The sequence below is a fragment of the Paenimyroides aestuarii genome (genome assembly GCF_024628805.1).
Taxonomy (GTDB): Bacteria; Bacteroidota; Bacteroidia; order Flavobacteriales; family Flavobacteriaceae; genus Flavobacterium; species Flavobacterium aestuarii_A.
Genome location: NZ_CP102382.1, coordinates 2,408,175 through 2,429,713 on the forward strand (window position 1 = coordinate 2,408,175; position 21,539 = coordinate 2,429,713).

Sequence of the window (21,539 nt, forward strand, 5' to 3'; positions counted from 1 at the left end):
TTTAGTTGTTCTTTTTTGCTTGTTTATTGAGAACAATATATCCCAAAACACCACCAATAATCGATGCCACAAAAATACCTATTTTGGCTTGAATCATATATTCTTCATGTTTAAAAGCCAATGAAGTTACAAACAATGACATAGTGAAACCGATGGATGCCAATAAGCCCAAACCAAACAAGTTTCGCACATTCATACCAGCGGGAAACGATGCAATTTTTAATTTCACCAAAAGTAGGGTAAAACCAACAACTCCCACAACTTTTCCTACTAATAACCCAAGTGCCACACCCAAAGCTACATTGGTGCTGAATAAATGTTCAAAATCAATAGCCAAAGAAACGCCCGCATTTGCCAACGCAAAAATTGGAATGATGATAAAGGTTACCATTGGGTGCATGGCATGTTCTAATCGTTGCAAAGGCGGCGTGGCAGCCACCGTGTTTTCTTTGATCTCGTCTAAAACATGCAACTGTTCATTTGTTAATGTAGGTTTGGTGTTGTCGGGGTCTAAGCTCTTGAATTTATCCAATAAATATTGTATGCTAGAGCTGAATACTTTTTCATCGATTTTTACATTTGCTGGAATGGTAAAGGCTGCTAAAACGGCTGCGATTGTGGCATGAACACCCGATAATAAGAATGTTGACCACACGCCACCAATTCCCAGAATCGCATAAAACAAAATGCTTCTAACCCCCAATTTGTTTCCAATATACATGGCCATTAAAATCAGTATGCCCAAAATCAAATAATACATTGATATTTCGGATGTATAGAAAAATGCAATTACCAACACAGCTCCTAAATCATCTACAATTGCCAAGGCAGTTAAGAACACTTTTAATGTTAACGGAATACGGTTTCCAAGCAAATAAAGCACTCCAAGCGCAAAAGCAATATCGGTTGCCATTGGTATTCCCCAACCGCTGTGTACTTCGCCCGATGGGTTTAGCGCGAAATAAATAATCGCCGGAACCACCATACCGCCCAAAGCAGCTGCAATTGGCAACAATGCTTTTCGGGGATTTGATAATTCGCCACCCACAATTTCGCGTTTTAATTCTAAACCAACCACAAAAAAGAAAATAGCCATTAAACCATCGTTGATCCAATGATGCAGATTGTATTCAAAATAAGTGTTTCCGTCTAACTGAAACCCAAATTTATGCTCTAAAATATGATGGTATTCGTCAGCAAAAACAGAGTTTGCTAAAAACAACGCAATAATAACACTGATTCCTAAAACAATTCCCCCAGATTTTTCTTGTTTAATAAAACTTTGAATAGGCGATACTATTTTTTCTATAGGGGTCTTCCTTTTGTGCTCCATTTAGTTTCCTTTTTTAAATTAATTGGGTAATTAAAAAATAAATTATGTGGTGCAAAAATAAGGAATTCTAAGTTAATCTTTCGTAAAATCGTTCAATATCAAGTGGGCTACTATATAAACTCTTTGTTTCTTGCTTCCTATTTATTGCTTTTTCTAAAAAAATGACGTTCTTTAGCAATTAAAATCATAGAAGCTGCATTGATGATTAATTATTATGTTGTTTTAGAAATTCCTAATTTTTCAGAGGAGACCGTTATAAAGAAAGCTTATCGAAAGCTTTCCAAAAAATACCATCCCGATGTGAACAAAGATCCGTTTGCCCACACTTATTTTTTGAAAATAAACGAAGCATATGATTTTTTAATGGATGCCAATAAGCGGTTTCTATTGCATCAATACCTTCACACGGTGCAACACGCAGCTGCCACAAACTCTCAAGAAACCACCCATGTGCACCAAAAAGCGGCTGCACCCGATATTTTGCTTTTTGCTGTTGATAAAAAGTATTTTAAAGTGGGCGATTATATGCTGTTGCAATGGAACGTATCCAATTGCCGAAGGGTGCATATTAGTTTGTTGGGCGATGTGCATTTTTCGGGAACACACTACATTAAAATGGAACATTTCACCGAAGAATTTATCATTTTAATGACCGTGGAAGCAACAGATGGAACATTGTATAAATACCAAATTAAACTTTTGTACGACAACAGCAATCCTGTTCAAGTGGCCTTTGAAAAAATAAAAGCACGTTTTCCGCAGGTTGATGAAATTCATTTTAAAAAAGAAACATTTTTTGGAATGAATGCCCGAATAAACGGCAATGAATTTAAAAATCGAATGCTTTTTCTTGGAATTTTGCAAGCAATTTGCCTTGTGTTTTTCATTTTAACTTCCTTAAAAGTAATTTTGTTTTTACTAGCATTAATCCTTTTTTGGTTGACCTTTGCCCAACTTTATAAACGGGCACACGACACTTTGGCATATAAGAACAAAGTATATTATTTATTTGTCCCTTTTTATAATTTATATATTGCCGCCCAGCTTTTTAAAACACCTACCGAGCCAGCTGTAAATGAATTTGGAATGCTTCCAGCCGCATCAAAATATACTTTTTGGGGTTGGATACAGCAGCGAATGGGAATAATAAACCAGCATTTAACAAAGCTTCAAAAAATATCGATGGGTAGTTTTGTGTTGCTTTGGTTAGTAGTTTTTATCAAAGCTTCTGTTACTTACGACGAACAACCAATGCAGCTCACAAATCATTATACCGAAACTTCGCGCCCTTCCAAACAAAGTGGTATAAACGTTGATTATTATCTAGTTTTTAATGAAAAATATGCTGTAAATGTGAGCGAAGACCAATTTAACCAAATCGTTCATCGCAAAGCATACAATCGGTTTGCCTTGGCAAAAGAGCGTAGTGGAGAAGTGGCATACATTCGTATGACTAACTCAGAAACCCAACAAACCGATAAGTTGCGTTTTGGTGTGTTGCAAAGTTCCAATCCATTGTTGCTGTTAGTGAGTTTACTGTTTTTAAGTCAGTTATATGTTTGGCAAAATTTAACAGCGCCTAATGAAAAATCTTTTGCAAATGGATATATGATATTTGCACTAGTTTTTTATCTGTATGGCATTCTTGTAACTGTTTTTTAAAAAGTTTACGATTAAGAATGGATTATTTAGGATTTTTCTTTTTAAAAGGAATCAAATAGCTCACTGTGTAACCAAAGCCCACACCAATATTGCCGCTGTATTTTTGATCAAAACCCGGATAATACAAGTTTTCAAAACCGTCGGGTTGTTTTTGAAACAGCAAACCTTTTAAGCGAACATTCATACCAATGAACACATTTTGAGCCACTTCGGTTTTAATTCCAACCACCAATTCTAACCAATGGGCAGAAAGTCCGGTTGATTTCAATTCCGGATATTGCAGCTCTTCATCAAAATATGCTGTGCCGGTATTCACGCGGTAGCGGTGCAAGGTTTGGTTGTGTAAACTTAAACCATAGCGTCCGCCCACAAAAATAAGGTTGTTCATATCCAACCAATTTTTGTGAAAGTTTTTTTCGGCCCCAACTTTTAAAAACATACCGCTGGTGGTAAACGAAAGTTGTTCATCTTCTTGAAAACGGTCTTCAAACCCCGCTTCGGCAGCCAAATACCAATTTTTATTGTAGCGGTAATCAGCAACCACTTCAAATCCCTTGTAGTTTTTATCCCAAATATTCCGTGAAGCTTTCACCAAATCAGTACCAATACGCAATCCGTAAACTTCTGGATATACCTTTTGAGGTGCTTTTTCTTGAGCCGAAATTTTTGCAGTTATCAGCAAAAGCAAACTAATAGTAAATCTGAATGTGCGCATTGTTGTTGTTTGAAATTTCGTTTGTTACTTTAAAAATATTTTCAATCCAGCCATCGCTGGAAGTATTGGGTAATTTTACACTGTTAAAATTGTAGAAAACCGTTTTGTAGCCACAAGCTTTTGATACATAAAACGCTTCGGGGTTATATGTAAACCGCAATTGATCGTTTTTCAAAATGGTATCATTCGACGAATTTAATTGATGCAAACGAATGTTCCAAACGGTTTCAGTAGTGTTTATTTGCAACGGAATTTCTATTTTAGAAGTGTTTCTAAACACAATTGTATCTGTATAACCTTCCACAAAAATACTAATTTTGGGAGCCGGTTTCAACAATTGCGAATCAAGCCGATCAAACAAATCAATCACCACATTGGGCGTAACCGACTCGCCGCCCACACAAATATCATCTTTTTCGCAAGCTGAAAATGCAAAAAGGCATAGAACGGCACATGTTATTTTTTTCATAGGGTACTAATATGCGGTAAAAATACAAAATCATTTTGTAAAAAAAGCAGGGGAGAAACAGGTCTTACTAATTTGTTGAAAAATCAATAAGCAGTATAAAAAGAAGTATTATCAATTGAATCGCATGCATTTTTTGCGTAAATCAATACCATTTTTATAGTATTTTAATAGTTTGTTTTGCATCTATTTATTATTTGTTTATTTTTAACAAAAACTATTCATTTATGAACATATTTCATGTACTTACTTTATTGATATGTTGCCAAATAATGGGAGCGCAAACCAACAATTATAAAATTACCTATAAACGTTTTGAAGACAATCTTAAAAAAGACGCTATTTTGTATGTAAAACAAGGTGAACCAACGGTAATGCATATTATTTCAGCCTCTACTGTCCCTGTAAAAGTGATAAAAGACACCACTTATATCGATGAAAACGGTGCTACGGTATGGAAAAAAGGCACTGGCTCTACAGATTACAGTAAATTTCCAGACGATTATATAAAAGTAGATCACGTAGCCAATAAAATAGAAATGATTAAAGATGTTCAAAAAAAGAATTTCTTGGTTACAGATGAGCTGAATTATAAGTGGAACATAACAAACGAAACCAAAAAAATTCAAAATTATACGTGTTACAAAGCCACCACTTCCTTCCGTGGTAATACTTTTGAGGCATGGTTTACGCCCGATATTCCTATAAATGCAGGGCCATGGAAATGGTACGGTTTGCCAGGTCTTATTCTAGAAGCCACCGATACAGACAAAAGTGTGGTTTTTAAAATAGAAAAAATGGAGCAACTCACAGTCGAAATACCGTTTCCTTCAAAAGGATTAGAACAACTAACATTGCAGCAGTATTTTAAAAAGGTAGATGAAGTAATGGATGCTTTCTGGGCAGAAATAGAAAGCGATCGAAGTGTATCTGTTACAAAGACTGTTTTAGGTAGATTTGGCTTGGAACGGGTTTACGAATGGGAAGAAGAACCTAAAAAACAATAGCATGCTTATGTGTTATAACCTACAATAAAAAAAGAGCTTCAAAAAAGTAACAAACAAAAAAGAGAACACAAAGAATACATGAAAAATATCATTCTTACCCTCGTTTGGTTTTACTGTCACGCAACAAATGCGCAGCATTTAAAAATTACCTACAAGCAATTTCAAACATATGATTATACATCTGTCATAGATACCTATTTGTATATAAATACTAAAGAAAACAAATCTATTTTAGTTCAAGATTATAAATCTCAAAAAGAGCTAGATGAAAAAATAAATGATATCGCACATGCTGACGCGTATGCAACACTTGATAGAAGTATCCCTTATGATTTTATTTTTTTAGATTTAACTAAAAAATCTATAAGTATGTATGAAGATTTTGCTCGGAAAATTTACATGGTTGATGATGTATTTCCAGAAATTAGCTGGCAATTAATTGATGAGCAAAAAACAATAAATGATATAAAAGTTAATAAAGCAATTGGCACCTATCGTGGTAATACATGGTATGTTTGGTATGCACCTTCAATTCCTTATAGTTTTGGTCCTTGGAAACTAAATGGTTTACCAGGATTGATTTTAGAAGCAAAAGATATTGCCGGAAACATAGTTTTTAATGTAGAAAAAATACAATATAACGTAATTTGTAATGATTGTACACCACCTGGTAATAATCTACATAAGATTACACTTAAAGAGTATCTCATATTACAAGATAATTTTACAAATAATTTAGAAGCCGATTTGCCGCGAGGAACTACTGTTAGTTATACAAAAAAAAGTATTTTAACAAAAGAATTGAAATTTGAATTTCCAATCAAGTTTTTATGGGAAGAAGAACCTAAAAAACAATAGCATGCTTATGTGTTATAACCTACAATAAAAACAGAATTTCAAAATGTAACAAACAAAAAAGAGAACACAAAGAATACATGAAAAATATCATTCTTACCATAGTTTGGCTTTACTGTCACGCAACAAATGCGCAGCATTACAAAATAACGTATATAGAACAATATAATTTTGCCATACCGGTAAATTTCACCAGCAGGTTGGTAATTTCTGAGACGGGATCATTGTTTTTAAAAGATGTTAATACCAGAAAGCAAGGTTATGTTACTAATCCAATAGATAATCAAGATTTTTTTAAAAATCGGGAAGGTATAACAGAACAAGTTGTGCTAACAGGAACCAATGAATATACTTTTTACGATGCTAATAGCCAATCGTTTAGTTTTCTTGTGGGCGGAAATTCAAATGTTTGTAAAGAGTTTGTAGATACACCTAACGATATCAATTGGCTTTTAACAAACGAAACCAAAGAAATTGGCAAATTTGTTACGCACAAAGCGGTTGCAAATTTTAGAGGCAGAGAATGGGAAGTTTGGTTTACACACGATATTCCGATGTCATACGGACCTTGGAAATTAAGAGGATTGCCAGGTTTAATAGTAGAAGCCAGAGAAAAAACCGGAAAAATTTATTTTTCTGCAATTAAAGTTGAAAAAACAACAGATTCGGCTGTAAGTTTATATAATGCTATACCTAAATCAGGTGTAAAAAAAACGTACAAAGAATTTGTAATGCTAACAGAAAACCGTTTAAAGGAGTCTTTTGAATCTCGAAGAGCGAATTTACCAAGAGGGGAAAATGCAGAAATTTTTATTGCACCACGAAACGGCATCGAACTTATCTACGAATGGGAAGAACAACTGCAAGTTAATTAATGTGTCAGTTAATTTGTAGTGGACTATCTATATAAATTTCGAAACCTTAAAATCCAAAATTTGCTTTTTTATTACCACAAATGCAAGGATATAATTTTACAAATTAATCGTACTAATCCATTAAACTTTCACAAATCTTGAATGCGTTGATTCAACAAAGAGGCACAATTTTTAGACTTTGCTTGAAGTAATATTAATTATATGTGCATCAGTGAGAATTTTATAGTGTTATGTGTATTAATTAATAAAAATAATCCAAAAAAAAAAATTATATTTGATAGGAATTTGTTTTAAAATTTAACGAAAATGAAAAAAAAATCTTTTACTATTATTTTTTGTTTATTTATTGCGTGTTATTCTTTCGGTCAATCTAATGGTCTTTTAATTGAGTATCTTCAAGTTATTGATACAGAAAAAGCTGTTGAAATGAAAGGTTATTTATACGCTTTACCTTCAGAAGCAATTTATGAAGAGTTACTTGAAACAAGAAGACCTTTAAGTGAAAAAGTTGAAAAAAATGAAAATGAAATTGTTGAAGTTTATCAGCCTTTAATTAATGATAACAAAATATTTATTGTTGATATTAATAATAAAGATGTAGAATATTTTGAATATTTAAAATCGTCTAAAAAATCTAAAATCACTGATGAATTCTCCATAAAGTGGACCACTATTAATGAAAAAAAGATGATAAATGATATTGAGTGTTATAAAGCAACTACTGATTTTAGAGGTAGAAAATGGGAAGCTTGGTATGCACCTTCAATTCCCTATTCATTTGGGCCTTGGAAGTTTTATGGCTTACCAGGTTTAATTATTTCCATTCATGACGAAAGCAAACGCTATAATTTTGCAGTTAAAAAAATTGAAAACCTTAAAGAAAACATTTACAACGACAAATTAAAACATTTTAAAAGCATTAAATATGATGTGCAACAAACGTTAAAAGAATTTGTTTTGGAAAGAGAAAAAATTGTGGAATCATCTTTTTCTGGTAGAACAATTGAAAGAGGGAAAGAAATCATAAGAGAAAAAAGACAACGGTCAGGAAGAGAGCTTATCTATGAATGGGAAGAACAATCTGAAAAGTAGTAGTTTTTTAACATAATAAAGGTTTTTTTAATTAATATTGAGTTACTAACTAAAAAAGTGCAAAAACTGTATTTCATAACTTTTGTAGAATGATAAATCAAAATGAGTAGCAAACTAGAATTATGAATGCCACTAGAATTACATACATTTTTATACTTGTATATTTTACAGCACAAGCTTCTTTTTCACAGAAGCTAGTGACTATTGACTATACCTCATATTATGATTTTAACTTTCCCAAAAAAATACCTTCACAGTTAATTTACAATAACGACGAGTCAATTTTTATAGAGTATATAAGCAAATCTGAAGATTGGGATAGTCAAAATGTAACAGACAGTATTCTAGGGATTTCATTAGCAGGTTTTGACAACGTATATAATAGTCCCATCACTTCTGAGAATTTCTTTTATCGTATAAATACCCAGCCACAAACAGTTATGTTTAATGAGATCTATAAAGGACAAAACGCTTGGATAAAAGATGAATTTGAAAAAATAGAATGGAAAATAACAACAAAAACCAAAAATATTGCAAATTTGAAATGCTATAAAGCAATAGCAAACTTTAGAGGTAATGTTTGGAACGCTTGGTTTTCGTATGATTTGCCAGGATCTTTTGGTCCTTGGAAACTTTCTGGTTTACCAGGTACCATTTTGCAGGCAAGCACATCAAATAAAAAAATTCAGTTTATAGCAAATAAAATCAGCTATTCAAATGAACCGATTACAATAACGCCCGTAGTAAAAAATGATCTTGTTAAGTTTAAAGATTTTATTGAATATAAATACAATCTAACTCCAAATACAGACTTTAGTCGTGGAGAATTACCTCAAAATATACTTTTTAGAGATCCCTTAGAACCAAATTACGAATGGGAAGAACAACCTAAAAAACAATAGCATATTTATAGTATTTTAACATAATTAATTGTATTTTGATTTTGTAATTTGTAATTTCAATTTTTAAGTGCATTAGCTTGCGTAGCTTTTGCTGGGAGCAGTTTTGATTCTAATAAGATTGTTAAAGATGATAATTGTATGGCAATTACTAAAGAAACAACAAATGAACCAGTAGAGTTTAATAAACCTTGTAAAATTGAGGTAAGGGTAAGAGATCGAGAAGGGAATCATTCTACACAATTTGCAGGGTCAGTTGGAAACGTGTCTTTATCAGATTGTGATGGAATAAGAGTTCGTTTTGAAGAAGATCTTAGAGCGAAAGGATATACTTTTGCAGAAGAAGATGTGACTTTGACATGGGGTGTTAGCCAATAAATACTAATAAAATCAATATTAGTGCTATTTTAGCACTAATATTGATTAATAACTTATATATGAGAAAATTAATATTAGTTAGTTTATTTTGTTTAGTTTACAATATACTACATTCCCAAAAGCAATATAACTATTTATTTTATGTGGATAACACCGTACGAACAGGGGCGTTGCTATTTAACGAAAAAACAAACACTGCAGAATATATTGACAAAATGGAGAATCTTAAATCGACCAAAGCTGAAGGAAAACCTGTTTTTACAGTTTCTGTAGATGGATTTAATGATTTTGTGTATTACAAAAAAAACGTCAATGAATTGAATTATACTTATGAATTACTTAAGATACCCTATTTTATAAATGATTCTACAATAAATATAAATTGGGAATTGCATTCCGATCAAAAAGAAATTCAAGGTTTAAACTGTAAGAAAGCCACCACCTTTTTTAGAGGTAGAAAATGGACTGTTTGGTATTGCCCAGATATACCGGTGGTTTACGGACCTTGGAAGTTTTATGGCTTACCCGGTTTGATGGTAGAAGTAACTGAAGATACTAATAGGTTTGCTTTTGTCTTAATAGAAATATTAGAAAAACCAACTGCGGTTTTACCCAACTTAAACCTTTCGAAACACAAACAAATTGATCTAAAAACATTTGATGAAATTTTTCATGATGCCATGAATTTAAAAGATCTTAAAAATTCAAGAGGTTATGTTATTGAAGGCGAACCTTTTAAAAGGCAAGGCATCGAACTCCTCTACGAATGGGAAGAACAACCTAAAAAACAATAGCATATTTATAGTATTTTAACATAATTTTTTGTATTTTGATTTTGTAATTTGTAATTTCAATTTTTAAGCGCATTAGCTTGCGTAGCTTTTGCTGGAAGCAGTTTTGCTTCGAATGAAGTTGTTAATGTAGTATCTAAAGTTGAGACTAGTATAGACTCTAATTATTTTCAAGACGATAATGGTTTTACTTACTGTACAATAACAATTACTGTATCAGACCAAGATGGAAACGTTGTAGATCAAAGAACTTTTTTTAGAATAGTTTCTGGTACTGGTTATGCTGGGGCAATTAATTGTGCTGCAACAGGTGCTGAATTAGCAGCACAAATAAGTAAGAACATTACCCCTGATGGTCACATACCTCTTATGTTTCAATAATTATCATGTGCTAGCAATTAAATTGCTAGCACTATGTAAGATTTAACTATATGAAAAGAATTTTAACGTTACTAGTTTGCTTATTATTTTCAACATTTTTGAGAGGTCAATACTCTTTACAAATAGAGTACAATCAAATTTTCAATACAGATTTTCCTTTAATAAGAACCGGATTGCTTCAAGTGAATAGTAATCAATCTATTTTTGTAGATTTAATGAAAAGTAAAAGACCTATAAAGGAAAATAGTGATACGAATATTTCATACTTAGATAACCTTTCCGACCATGAAAGATATACAGAAATAAAAGAAGGAGAAAAAATTAATTTACAGGTTGGTGGTAATTATGATCAGTATTACATGTATGACCAAAGTAAAAAGACTTTTCTGTTTACAGGTGAACTTGGCAAAGAGCAATTTCTTATTTCGGATAACTTTAATTTGCAATGGGAAATAACGAATGAAACAAAAACGATCTCTAATTATAAGGTTTATAAAGCCTCTACAAATTTTAGAGGGCGAAATTGGGATGCATGGTTTGCTCCTGAATTGGCTTATAATTTTGGACCATGGAAACTGCATGGTTTACCAGGGTTAATTTTAGAAGCTTATGATGACAGTCATCGATATCATTTTGTAGCTATAAAAATTAAGAATGATAAAAATTTACCAATGGAACCAAATACTCATTTTTTAAAGAAGATTGATTTTAAAAATTTTATATTGGGTAATTTTGAAATAATTGAAAATAGTGTAAACATAATTGAAAGAGACTATGAGGTTATTAGGCATAATGTAAAGCGTAACAGTAAAGAACTCATCTACGAATGGGAAGAACAACCTAAAAAACAATAGCATATTTATAGTATTTTAACATAATTAATTGTATTTTGATTTTGTAATTTGTAATTTCAATTTTTAAGTGCATTAGCTTGCGTAGCTTTTGCTGGAAGCAGTTTTGCTTCTAATGAGATTGTTAAAGAAGTAGAAGCAAACAAAAGTTCAAATGTGAATTTAGATTTTGATGCTGCTCCTTGTAGATTTAGTATTTGTGTTTACCATCCTGAAACGGGAGAAGCTATCTACGGTTTCGATTATGTTGGAACAGCAGGAAGTGCTGACGATTGTTTTGAAAAAGGCTTAAGAAAACAAGAGGAACTTAGTATTGAGTATCCCGGAATGAACATAAGTATGGATATAATAAATTAACAAAAAAAGAGAGGGAAGTTTAATTCCCTCTTGTTTTAATAAATAAATTAATAATGAAAAAAATTTTTATATACAGTTTATTTTTTTTAGTCATAAAAACTTGGGGGCAAAATAATAAATTAGTTGTTAAATATGATATTCTATATCAGACAACTAAAACGTTACAAAGAACAGGTTGTTTGTGGGCTGATAATGAAAAATCTATTTTTGAGGTAGATATTCTTTCTGCTTTAACTAAAGATGAAAAAGATGACAAACCTGAAATAAAAAATACTACACTACACGTAATTAAAGCTGATATTACACGTAATTATTATTATCTAACTTTTTTAAAAGATAATGATTTTCTTTTTTTAGATGATTTACAAAAAGGTAAATTAATATTAATTTCAGACAAAGCAGGTCAAAACTGGAAGCTAACCAACGAAACCAAACAAATTAATAACATTACATGCCAAAAAGCAATATGCATTTTTAGAGGTGTAGAATGGGAAGCATGGTTTGCTCCTTCTATCCCTTATCCTTATGGACCTTGGAAATTAAGAGGATTACCAGGCTTAATTATTGAAGCGTATGATGTAAATAAAAAATACAATTATAGCGCAAGAAGTATAGAATACACAAAAGCTTTAGGTTTGTTAGATAAAGATTTAGAAGATTTGACTACTGAAAAAATTTATGCTAAAATGACGATGAAAGAGTTTATAACCCAAAAAGATGAGGCTTTAGAAGCTATTTTAGCAAATATAAAAAGAGGTGGTGAAGTAAAAGTAAGAAACGCTTCCGAAAATGGAGGTAAAGTTAGATACGGAAGAGAACTTATCTACGAATGGGAAGAACAAAAAAAGTAAACATATAGATGCCAAAAATACTAATAACCTTATTTTTGCTATTCACAACCGTTTACTTGCACGCACAAACTGTTTGCAAAGGAACGGTTGTTTCTGTGGCTAAAGTGCCCATTTCAAATGCATCGGTTTTAATAAAAAATACCGAAGATCATATTTTGCAGTTTGGTTTTACCAACGCACAAGGAAATTTTAGCATTCAAACCGAAAACGAAGGCAGTTTTGTGGTAGAGGTAAACAAAATGGGTTTTGAAAAGCAACAACAACCCATAACCATTACCAAAGACAAAAAAGAATACAACCTATTGTTTACGTTAGAAGAAAGCAATGAAGTGTTAGAGGATTTGGTCATAGAAATAGATAATCCCATACAATTGCGGGGCGACACGCTTAGCTACGATGCCAAAGCGTTCAGCACCGGCCGTGAAGTGGTAGTAGAAGATTTGCTGAAAAATATTCCGGGCATTACTGTTGAAAAAGACGGTAAAATAAAGTTTGAAGACACCGAAATTGAAAAAGTAATGGTAGATGGCGACGATTTTTTTAATCGGGGATACAATATTCTTACCAAAAATATGCCCAACAAGCCGGTTGATAAAGTACAAGTTTTGCGCCGTTACAGCAACAATAAATTATTAAAAGGGGTAGAAGAAAGTAATAAAGTGGCGCTAAACCTAACCATTGATGAAGAATACAAAGACTTGTGGTTTGGCGATATAAGTGCTGGTTATGGTTTGGCTACAGAAAACCGCTATGAAGTTTCGGGTAACTTGATGAACTTCAGTAAAAAATATAAAAACTTTTTAACCTACGGTTTAAACAATGTGGGCCAAGACCGTGTGGGATCGTTAGAAAGTATGTTTTACAACAATTACGAAGTAGAATCTATTGGTAATGGCGGACAGTTGCATCAGCTAATGGGGCTTTACGGTGCAAGAGCCAGTCGGTTAAAAGACCATCGTACACGGATAAACAATGCCGAACATGTTTCGCTGAGTTCTATTGTACCCATAACCGAAAAGTTAAAAATAAAAGCAGTTGGTTTTCTCGGGTTCGATGAAAACTACGCTTTTAACAACAATTACAGCATTACCAATGTAGGTGCAACCTATTTTGAAAACATCGAAAACAACCAGTTTAAAAGTCATTTAAAAAGCGGTTATGTGAATATTTTAGCAACCTATGATGTTTCTAAAACCCAAATGCTGCAAGTGAGTTCGGTTTATAATCAAGGAAACACCAACAATACCAACGATTTAACATTTAATGGAAAAAACACTTTAGAGAATCTGCAAACTAACAACACCTTTTTCGATCAAAAAATCACCTACACCCATAAATGGAACGATAAAAATGTGGTATTGCTAAAAACCAGGTATTTCACCAACAAATTGCCGCAATTTTACAGCATCAACGATTATTTAATGGGCGATTTGTTTGCGTTTGATGCAGCCGCAATGAACAACGACATCACCAACAATAAAACATTTGCAGGCATTGAAGCCGATTTTAAACTGAAACAAAAAAACAACGATTTAATTGAATTTCAAGTAGGATATGAGCATCACAACCAATCCATGAATACTGTTTTTCAATTGTTTAATGATGCGGAAATTGTTCGTCCAGAAGGATTTCAAACCGATAGTTCGTTTACCTTGGGCGATTTTTATGCAAAAAGCGGATACACTTGGAAATGGAACACTTTTAAAGTTTCGGGTAGGGCAGAAGCACATCAATTGTTCAATAGTTTTTCAACCATTCAATCAAGCAAAAAGCAGCATCCTTTTTATGTGAATCCTTCCGTAAATTTCATGTGGGATGTAACGCCTACGCATTATTTCAACGGATCTTATATGGTGTTTTTCAACAATACTTCGTTTGTTGATGTAAACGATACGTATTTGTTAACATCCTCACGAAGCTTTTCAAAAGGTTTGGGGCAATTCCGCCTTACCGATTCGCAAATGGCAAATATCGGATACAGCATTCGCCACTATTTAAACCGCTATCGTTTTTCGTTAAATTTCAATTACAGCAAACAAAGCAATGTGCTTACCAATCGCAGTTTTATTGAACAAAACAGCTCGCTAAGTGAGAGTGTTTTCATAAAAGGAGGCGATACTTTTGGAGTAAATTTTGCAAGTAATTTTTATTTTAGAAAGATAAAAAGCAACTTAAAACTTGAAAGTAATTACACCTATTCCACATCGTTTAACGAAGTAAACAATTCCGGACTACGCAAAAACAATTTTGCCAATCAGCGTTACAATATGGAATGGCGCACCAGTTTTAAAAGTCCCTTCAATTTTCATATCGGCAGCGAATGGAATCGTTCCAAAGTAAAATCGCCCGATTTTGAAAACAGCTTTACAAACGTTTTCAACTTTTTAGATGTGTATTATAAAATTGGGGAATTATTAGATATTAAAGCAGTAACAGAACATTATTATTTTGGCAATTTAGCGGCTAACCAACGCAACCATGTTTTTCTAGATTTCGAAGCCACTTATAAATTTAAAGGAGATAAATACACCTTGGGTTTGCGAGGAAATAATTTGTTTAACAAGCAAAATTTCACAACTTTCAATGTAAGCGATATTGGTTACAGCAGTACCAGCTATCGTTTAATGCCTCGTTTTTTACTGCTAACTGCAAAATACAGGTTCAGTTTATAAAAAAAAGCAGCCCAAAAGCTGCTTTTCACTATGATCGTTTTTCTAATAAAACCACATTTTCCACGTGATGCGTTTGCGGAAACATATCCACAGGTCGCACACGAACCACTTTATACATTTCGTCCATCAAAGCTAAATCTCTGGCTTGCGTTGCCGAATTGCAACTCACATAAACCACGCGTTCCGGAGCAATTTTTAAAATTTGAGCCACCACATCTTTGTGCATACCATCGCGCGGCGGATCAGTAATAATCACATCAGGATGCCCGTGTTGCTTGATAAATGCATCGTTAAAGACATTTTTCATATCGCCCACAAAAAAATCACAATTGGTAATATTATTGCGTTCGGCATTCACTTTTGCATCGGCAATTGCTTCAGGAACTGCTTCCACACCAATTACTTTTTTAGCTTTTTTCGATACAAATTGTGCAATAGTTCCTGTTCCGGTATATAAATCATACACCAATTCGTTGCCTGTTAATCCTGCAAAATCGCGTGTAATTTTATACAATTCGTATGCTTGATCAGAATTGGTTTGATAGAACGATTTAGCGTTAATGCTGAATTTCAGTCCTTCCATTTCTTCCAAAATATAATCGCGACCATGGTAACAAATTACATTTTGATCGTAAATGGTATCGTTCAATTTACCGTTGATCACATATTGAAGCGAAGTAATCTCCGGAAAACGATTTTTTAAGAAATCAAGCAACAATTCACGTTTCTTTTTATCTTCTTTAAAAAATTGAATCAAAACCATGATTTCTCCAGTCGATGCCGTTCTGATCCTCAATGTGCGCAACAAACCGGTATTTTCGCGCGGATTGAAAAATTTCAACCCGTTTTCATTAGCAAAATCCCGAATTTCATTGCGAATAGCATTCGAAGGATCTTGCTGCAAATAACATTTTTTAATGTCTAGAATTTTATCCCACATTTTTGGAATATGAAAACCTAGAGCATTTTCCTTACCCAATTCTTCGCCCGATTTAATTTCATCATCGGTTAACCAACGCGCATTAGAAAAAGAAAATTCCATTTTATTGCGGTAGAAAAATTGCTCTTTCGAACCTAAAATTGGTTCAAATTGCGGAAGTTCAATCTTTCCGATTCTTTTTAAATTATTTTCTACTTCTTGGTGTTTGTAGCCCAACTGAAATTCGTAGCCCATGTTTTGCCATTTGCAACCACCACATGCTCCAAAATGTTGACAAACAGGTTCAACACGCTGTGAAGATAATTTGTGAAAAGCCACTGCTTTACCTTCGTAATAAGCTTTTCGCTTTTTAAAAGTTTGAACATCCACCACATCGCCCGGAACAACATTCGGAATAAAAATGATTTTACCATCGGCAGCTTTGCCCACGGAAACGCCTTTTGCACCTGCATCAAGGACTTCTACGTTTTCAAATACGATTTTATCTGTTTTTTTTCGTGCCATGCTGCAAAAATACTAATTGTTTGCATACATTGTGAAAAGTAGTGTTATTTATATTGTTTATAAAATTAAGTGCTAAAATTTTTAGAAAGATTTTGTTTTTCATCTTATATTTACAGTCACAAAAAAATTAGATGATTTAAAAAAGATAACATATTATAAATATTAGCGTTTCGCTTTAAAATTTCCCATACCAGAAATACGACCAATTTTTCAATGTAGAACGGGAAGGTAGAAGTTGGAAACGCCTGCGGTAAAGCGTGGGCGTTCCTTTTTGCTTTGTTCTACGCCTTTGGTCGGGCTTCTGGTAAAAGTAAAGGGAATTAGCCTACGCTGTTTTTTACCACTGCAATGAAACTATACCAAACACTTGAAGCCCAACTTAAAAAAGAAAACAACTACGTTACCGATAATGGTGAATTAAAAAAATGGGTAGTTCTGAACAAAGCACAGAATTTTGATGAAGAATTGATTGGTCTATTACTCGATAATGCAGACCTTAAAGAGCAATTTTTTGTAAACGTAAAAGGCACTCTAGTTTTTAACCAAAACCTATTTACTCAATTTTTAGAACAAAAAAACTATCTGAACGACAGTTACACCCAATACAAAAACAAAGTAGGTTTAACTATTGATGGAAAATATTTAAAGCAACGCAATGAAGTAGCTTTGGTTTGGCCGTTTAAAGACTGCGTTTTAGAGGGTGGACAAAGCCGTGAAGAAGACAAGCGCGAAGAAATTTTCTTTAATGAAATTTTAGCACAAGATGAAATCACCCAACTTTTAGAACCAAAAGTTCTAACCAATGCCAAACGCATTGACAAAGAAGGAGAACACCCTCTTTGTCATTCTGAACGAAGTGAAGAATCTCTTTTTAACCGAAACGAAAACGGCACCATAACCGACAACCTTATTATTAAAGGCAACAACCTTTTAGCCTTGCACACGCTGAAAGAACAATTTGCCGGAAAAGTAAAACTGATTTATATTGATCCGCCTTATAATACAGGTAATGATGGATTTAAATATAATGATAGTTTTAATCATTCTACTTGGTTGACATTTGTTTACAATAGACTAAAAATTGCTCGTGAATTATTGAGTAATGATGGAAGTATTTTTATTTCTATTGATGATAGAGAATTTGCACACTTAAAAGTATTAGCCGATGAAATTTTCGGAAGTGACAATTTTCTTAATGATGTAATTTGGAATTCTACAAAATCAGTTACCAATACAGCACTTATTTCAGTTTCTCACAATCATACTTTAATTTATTTTAAAAACAAAAAGTATTTTATTGAAAATAGAACAGAATTTCGTTTGAAAGAAGATGGAGAAGGTTTTGAGAATCCAGACAATGATCCAAGAGGTCTTTGGAAGGCTGATCCTTTTCAGGTGGGTGGTTGGCGACCAAATCAACAATACGATATAATTAATCCAAATACTGGAGTTGTTTATAAACCAAATGTAGGATGTTCTTGGAAAAATGATTTTACGAAATTTCAAGAATTATTTCGAGAAAATAGAATTATTTTTGGTGTATCAGGTGAAGCTGGTCCTCAAAGAAAACGATTTTTAAGTGAAGCTCTTGAAAGAGGAAAAGTTGCCAAAACAATTTGGGATGATATTGGCACAACTACTAATGGAACACAACATTTAAAAGCGCTTTTTAAGAATACCGTATTTCAAAATCCTAAACCAGAATCACTAATCGAAAGAATAATTCAGTTAGCTAGTAAAGAAAAAGACATTGTTCTAGACTTTCATCTTGGTTCTGGTACAACAGCAGCCGTAGCGCATAAAATGAATCGTCAGTACATTGGTGTAGAACAAATGGATTATATAGAAACCGTTGCTGTTGAAAGATTAAAAAAAGTTATAGCTGGTAAACAAGGCGGCATTTCAAAATCTGTCAACTGGCAAGGAGGTGGCTCATTCGTTTACCTCGAACTCAAAAAATACAATCAAACATTTATTGAGCAAATAGCTTCGGCAAGCTCAGCTACCCAGCTTTTAGAAATTTGGGAACAAATGAAAGCCAAAAGTTTCCTCAATTACAATGTGGACATTAAAAAACAAGACGAACATTTAGAAGATTTTAAAGCCCTAAGCCTTGCTGAGCAGAAACAGCATCTTTGCGAATTGTTGGATAAAAACCAATTGTATGTAAACCAATCTTCGCTTTATGATGCAGACTTTGCTTGCACCGAAGAAGAAAAGAAAATAACCCAAGATTTTTATCAATTAAAAAAATAAGCAAATGGCGTTTCTTCACGAAATATTCAATAATCCTTTTGCAAAAAAAGCCTTAGCACAAGTACAGCTACCAAATTGGATTTCTGATAACTTGAAATTTGAGCAAAGACCTTATCAGGTAGAAGCTTTCAAAAGATATATATATTTAGACCAAGAAGATTTAGAGGAAAAACCAAAAAGACCTTACCATTTGCTTTACAATATGGCAACGGGAAGCGGAAAAACCTTGATAATGGCGGGTTTAATGTTGCATCTTTACCAAAAAGGCTATCGCAATTTTTTGTTTTTTGTAAACAGCAACAATATCATTCAGAAAACCAAAGATAATTTTTTGAATCCTCAGGCTTCAAAATATTTGTTCAATAACAAAATTGTGATTGACGGAAAAGAAGTACTTATCAAAGAGATTGATAATTTTGATGAAGCAGACGACAGAAACATCAATATAAAGTTTGTTTCTATTCAAATGCTTACGTCGGGCTTACTTTTAAATGTTCGAGAAAACGGTTTAAGTTTCGAAGATTTTGAAAATCGAAAGTTAGTATTGATTGGCGACGAAGCACACCATAATAATGCTAGTGTTTGGGGCGATTTAGTTGAAAAAATACACAGAATGAGTTTTGAAAACATTCTCTTGGAATTTACAGCAACAATGGACTATGAAAGTAAATCAATCGTTGAAAAATATCAAGACAAAGTAATTTTTAAATACGACCTTGCCGAGTTTCGTAACGACAAATATTCTAAAGAAATAAACCTTATACGTTCTTTGTATGACGAGCAATACCGAATCATTCAGGCATTGATTTTGAACTTGTATCGTCAGGAATTGGCAACTTCAAACAATATCAATCTAAAGCCAGTAATTCTTTTTAAAGCCAAACGAACCATTAAAGAATCGGAACAAAATAAAGAAAACTTTCACAAGCTTATTGATGATTTTTCAGTTGCAATGGTTGAGAAAATTCAAAAGACTTCTACCGTTCCAATTGTTCAAAAGGCTTTTCATTTCTTTGAAGCTAAAGGTATTTCAGCCAATGAAATTGTTAAGCGTATTCAAACTAATTTCAGATTTGAGAATTGCTTAAGTGCCAACAATGATGCAGAAGCCGAGAAAAACCAACTTTTATTGAATACTTTAGAAGATGAAAACAATCCAATTCGTGCTGTTTTTGCTGTTCAAAAACTGAATGAAGGTTGGGATGTTTTGAATTTATTTGACATTGTTCGGCTCTATGAAGAGCGCGATGGAAAAAACGGAAAGCCAGGAAAAACCACACTTTCAGAAGCTCAGTTAATTGGGCGTGGTGCAAGATATTATCCGTTTGCCTTGGAACAAGGTCAAGAAAAATTCACCCGAAAATTTGATGATGATATTTCCAACGAACTAAAAACATTGGAAGAATTGTATTACCACACTAAAGAAGATAGCCGTTACATTTCGGAATTGAAGAAAGCCCTTGTGGATTCGGGTATTTATGAAGATGATGCAAATTTGGTTCAACTAAGTTTGTTCTTAAAACCAGAATTTAAGAAAACAGATTTTTATAGAGATGGACACGTTTTCTTCAATAAGAAAGTGCCAAAGAGTTTTGACAACATAAAATCGTTTGCCGATTTAGGAGCTACGAAAACCAACTTTCGACACACATTATCTTCGGGAGTTGGCAGAATGTCAAGTGCTTTTTTTGAGCTGGAGCCTACACAATCCAATGATGAAGTAATTAAAACTAAAGATGTAAAGCTGACTGAAATTCCGAAAAACACAATCCGTTTTGCATTAAGTAAAAACCCGTTTTTCTATTTTGATAGTTTATTGCATTACTTTCCAAATGTTGGTTCACTTTCCAATTTCATTGAAAGCACAGACTTTTTAGCAGGGTTAGAAATAACATTTAGCGGAACAGCTAACCGACTCAAAGAAATTAGCCATTTCGACTATTTACAAGCCTTAAACGGACTTTTACAAAACATTGAAGCAGACATAAAGAGCAACTCGACAGTATACGAAGGTTCAGATTATATCAAAGAACCAATTTATAAAGTTTTCAAAGACAAAGAAATTAAGGTTTACAGAGATAGCGAACGAGCAGATGGACAAGAAACATTGGTAGCCAACGAGCCTTGGTATGTTTACAATGCCAACTACGGCACAAGTGAAGAAAAGAGATTTGTAGAACTGTTTTCAAGGCGATTTGAAGGACTTAATCAGAAGTTTGAGAACATTTACCTAATTCGTAACGAAAGAGAAATTAAAATCTTCGACAAACTCGGACGAGCATTTGAACCAGACTTTTTATTGTTCTGCAAACAACGTGACGGAGAACAAATGACTTTTCAGGTTTTCATAGAACCGAAAGGAGAGCATTTAAAAGGACACGACAAATGGAAAGAAGATTTTTTAAAAGCAATTAGAGCAAAAGAAAAACAGATTACCATTCACACAGATACTTATTTAATAACAGCTGTTCCGTTTTACAATTACAACAACGAAAACGAGTTTAACACGTCTTTGGAAAGTACACTTTTTGAAGTGTAAATGTTATATCTTGGGGATCTAATTATGTTTTTTCAGCCATTTTCACTAACTTGCACCTTTGGATGATTTCTCTCCATTAAGAAGGAATGGCTTATTTTAAAATTTATAAACTAAT

General features: G+C 33.1%; 18 protein-coding genes. 14 read left to right on the forward strand and 4 right to left on the reverse strand.

Annotated features, from left to right (window positions below; genetic code table 11):
* Position 1 precedes the first annotated feature (1 nt).
* Positions 2–1,333, reverse strand: a complete 1,332-nt coding sequence (gene nhaA / locus NPX36_RS11715) for a Na+/H+ antiporter NhaA (RefSeq protein ID WP_257498895.1) — start codon at positions 1,331–1,333, stop codon at positions 2–4.
* Between the two features lie 201 nt (positions 1,334–1,534).
* Between nhaA and NPX36_RS11720 the strand changes: the two genes are divergently transcribed.
* Entirely contained in the window at positions 1,535–2,995 is a 1,461-nt protein-coding gene (locus NPX36_RS11720; protein WP_257498896.1) for a DnaJ domain-containing protein, read from the forward strand.
* 22 nt (positions 2,996–3,017) lie between these two features.
* Here NPX36_RS11720 and NPX36_RS11725 read toward each other — a convergent pair whose 3' ends face one another.
* On the reverse strand, positions 3,018–3,710 hold the full coding sequence (locus NPX36_RS11725; RefSeq protein ID WP_257498897.1) for a DUF6048 family protein: 693 nt from the start codon (positions 3,708–3,710) through the stop codon (positions 3,018–3,020).
* Positions 3,685–4,179 carry a DUF6452 family protein gene (locus tag NPX36_RS11730; RefSeq protein WP_257498898.1) on the reverse strand — a complete coding sequence of 165 codons (495 nt, stop codon included), beginning with the start codon at positions 4,177–4,179 and terminating at the stop codon, positions 3,685–3,687. Before NPX36_RS11730 ends, NPX36_RS11725 begins: the two co-directional genes overlap by 26 nt.
* A gap of 224 nt (positions 4,180–4,403) precedes the next feature.
* On the opposite strand from NPX36_RS11730, the gene NPX36_RS11735 reads away from it, so the two are divergent.
* From NPX36_RS11735 to NPX36_RS11785, 11 genes are all read left to right on the forward strand, one after another.
* Positions 4,404–5,183 carry a GLPGLI family protein gene (locus NPX36_RS11735; RefSeq protein WP_257498899.1) on the forward strand — a complete coding sequence of 260 codons (780 nt, stop codon included), beginning with the start codon at positions 4,404–4,406 and terminating at the stop codon, positions 5,181–5,183.
* Positions 5,184–5,261: 78 nt separating this feature from the next.
* The gene (locus tag NPX36_RS11740; protein WP_257498900.1) at positions 5,262–6,041 is read left to right on the forward strand and encodes a GLPGLI family protein; all 780 of its coding nucleotides are present in this window, start codon (positions 5,262–5,264) and stop codon (positions 6,039–6,041) included.
* Positions 6,042–6,118: 77 nt separating this feature from the next.
* Positions 6,119–6,913: a GLPGLI family protein gene (locus tag NPX36_RS11745; RefSeq protein WP_257498901.1), complete on the forward strand. Its 795-nt coding sequence runs from the start codon at positions 6,119–6,121 to the stop codon at positions 6,911–6,913.
* 306 nt (positions 6,914–7,219) lie between these two features.
* Positions 7,220–8,005 (forward strand): GLPGLI family protein, encoded by a 786-nt coding sequence (locus NPX36_RS11750; RefSeq protein ID WP_257498902.1) that lies wholly within the window; start codon positions 7,220–7,222, stop codon positions 8,003–8,005.
* A gap of 122 nt (positions 8,006–8,127) precedes the next feature.
* Positions 8,128–8,907 (forward strand): GLPGLI family protein, encoded by a 780-nt coding sequence (locus tag NPX36_RS11755; RefSeq protein WP_257498903.1) that lies wholly within the window; start codon positions 8,128–8,130, stop codon positions 8,905–8,907.
* 138 nt (positions 8,908–9,045) lie between these two features.
* Positions 9,046–9,282: a hypothetical protein gene (locus tag NPX36_RS11760; RefSeq protein WP_257498904.1), complete on the forward strand. Its 237-nt coding sequence runs from the start codon at positions 9,046–9,048 to the stop codon at positions 9,280–9,282.
* Positions 9,283–9,341: 59 nt separating this feature from the next.
* On the forward strand, positions 9,342–10,076 hold the full coding sequence (locus tag NPX36_RS11765) for a GLPGLI family protein (RefSeq protein ID WP_257498905.1): 735 nt from the start codon (positions 9,342–9,344) through the stop codon (positions 10,074–10,076).
* Positions 10,077–10,504: 428 nt separating this feature from the next.
* Complete coding sequence (locus NPX36_RS11770) at positions 10,505–11,308, forward strand: GLPGLI family protein (protein WP_257498906.1); 804 nt, start codon at positions 10,505–10,507, stop codon at positions 11,306–11,308.
* Positions 11,309–11,461: 153 nt separating this feature from the next.
* Positions 11,462–11,662 (forward strand): hypothetical protein, encoded by a 201-nt coding sequence (locus NPX36_RS11775; protein ID WP_257498907.1) that lies wholly within the window; start codon positions 11,462–11,464, stop codon positions 11,660–11,662.
* A gap of 53 nt (positions 11,663–11,715) precedes the next feature.
* Complete coding sequence (locus NPX36_RS11780) at positions 11,716–12,513, forward strand: GLPGLI family protein (RefSeq protein WP_257498908.1); 798 nt, start codon at positions 11,716–11,718, stop codon at positions 12,511–12,513.
* A gap of 8 nt (positions 12,514–12,521) precedes the next feature.
* Positions 12,522–15,185, forward strand: coding sequence for a TonB-dependent receptor (locus tag NPX36_RS11785; RefSeq protein WP_257498909.1), 2,664 nt, complete (start codon positions 12,522–12,524; stop codon positions 15,183–15,185).
* A gap of 28 nt (positions 15,186–15,213) precedes the next feature.
* Here the strand turns inward: NPX36_RS11785 and rlmD are convergent, their stop codons facing one another.
* Complete coding sequence (rlmD, locus tag NPX36_RS11790) at positions 15,214–16,629, reverse strand: 23S rRNA (uracil(1939)-C(5))-methyltransferase RlmD (protein ID WP_257498910.1); 1,416 nt, start codon at positions 16,627–16,629, stop codon at positions 15,214–15,216.
* 348 nt (positions 16,630–16,977) lie between these two features.
* Between rlmD and NPX36_RS11795 the strand changes: the two genes are divergently transcribed.
* A complete protein-coding gene (locus NPX36_RS11795) occupies positions 16,978–18,885 on the forward strand; it encodes a DNA methyltransferase (RefSeq protein ID WP_257498911.1) in 1,908 nt (635 codons plus the stop codon).
* 4 nt (positions 18,886–18,889) lie between these two features.
* Complete coding sequence (locus NPX36_RS11800; RefSeq protein ID WP_257498912.1) at positions 18,890–21,424, forward strand: DEAD/DEAH box helicase family protein; 2,535 nt, start codon at positions 18,890–18,892, stop codon at positions 21,422–21,424.
* The last annotated feature ends 115 nt before the right edge of the window (positions 21,425–21,539 follow it).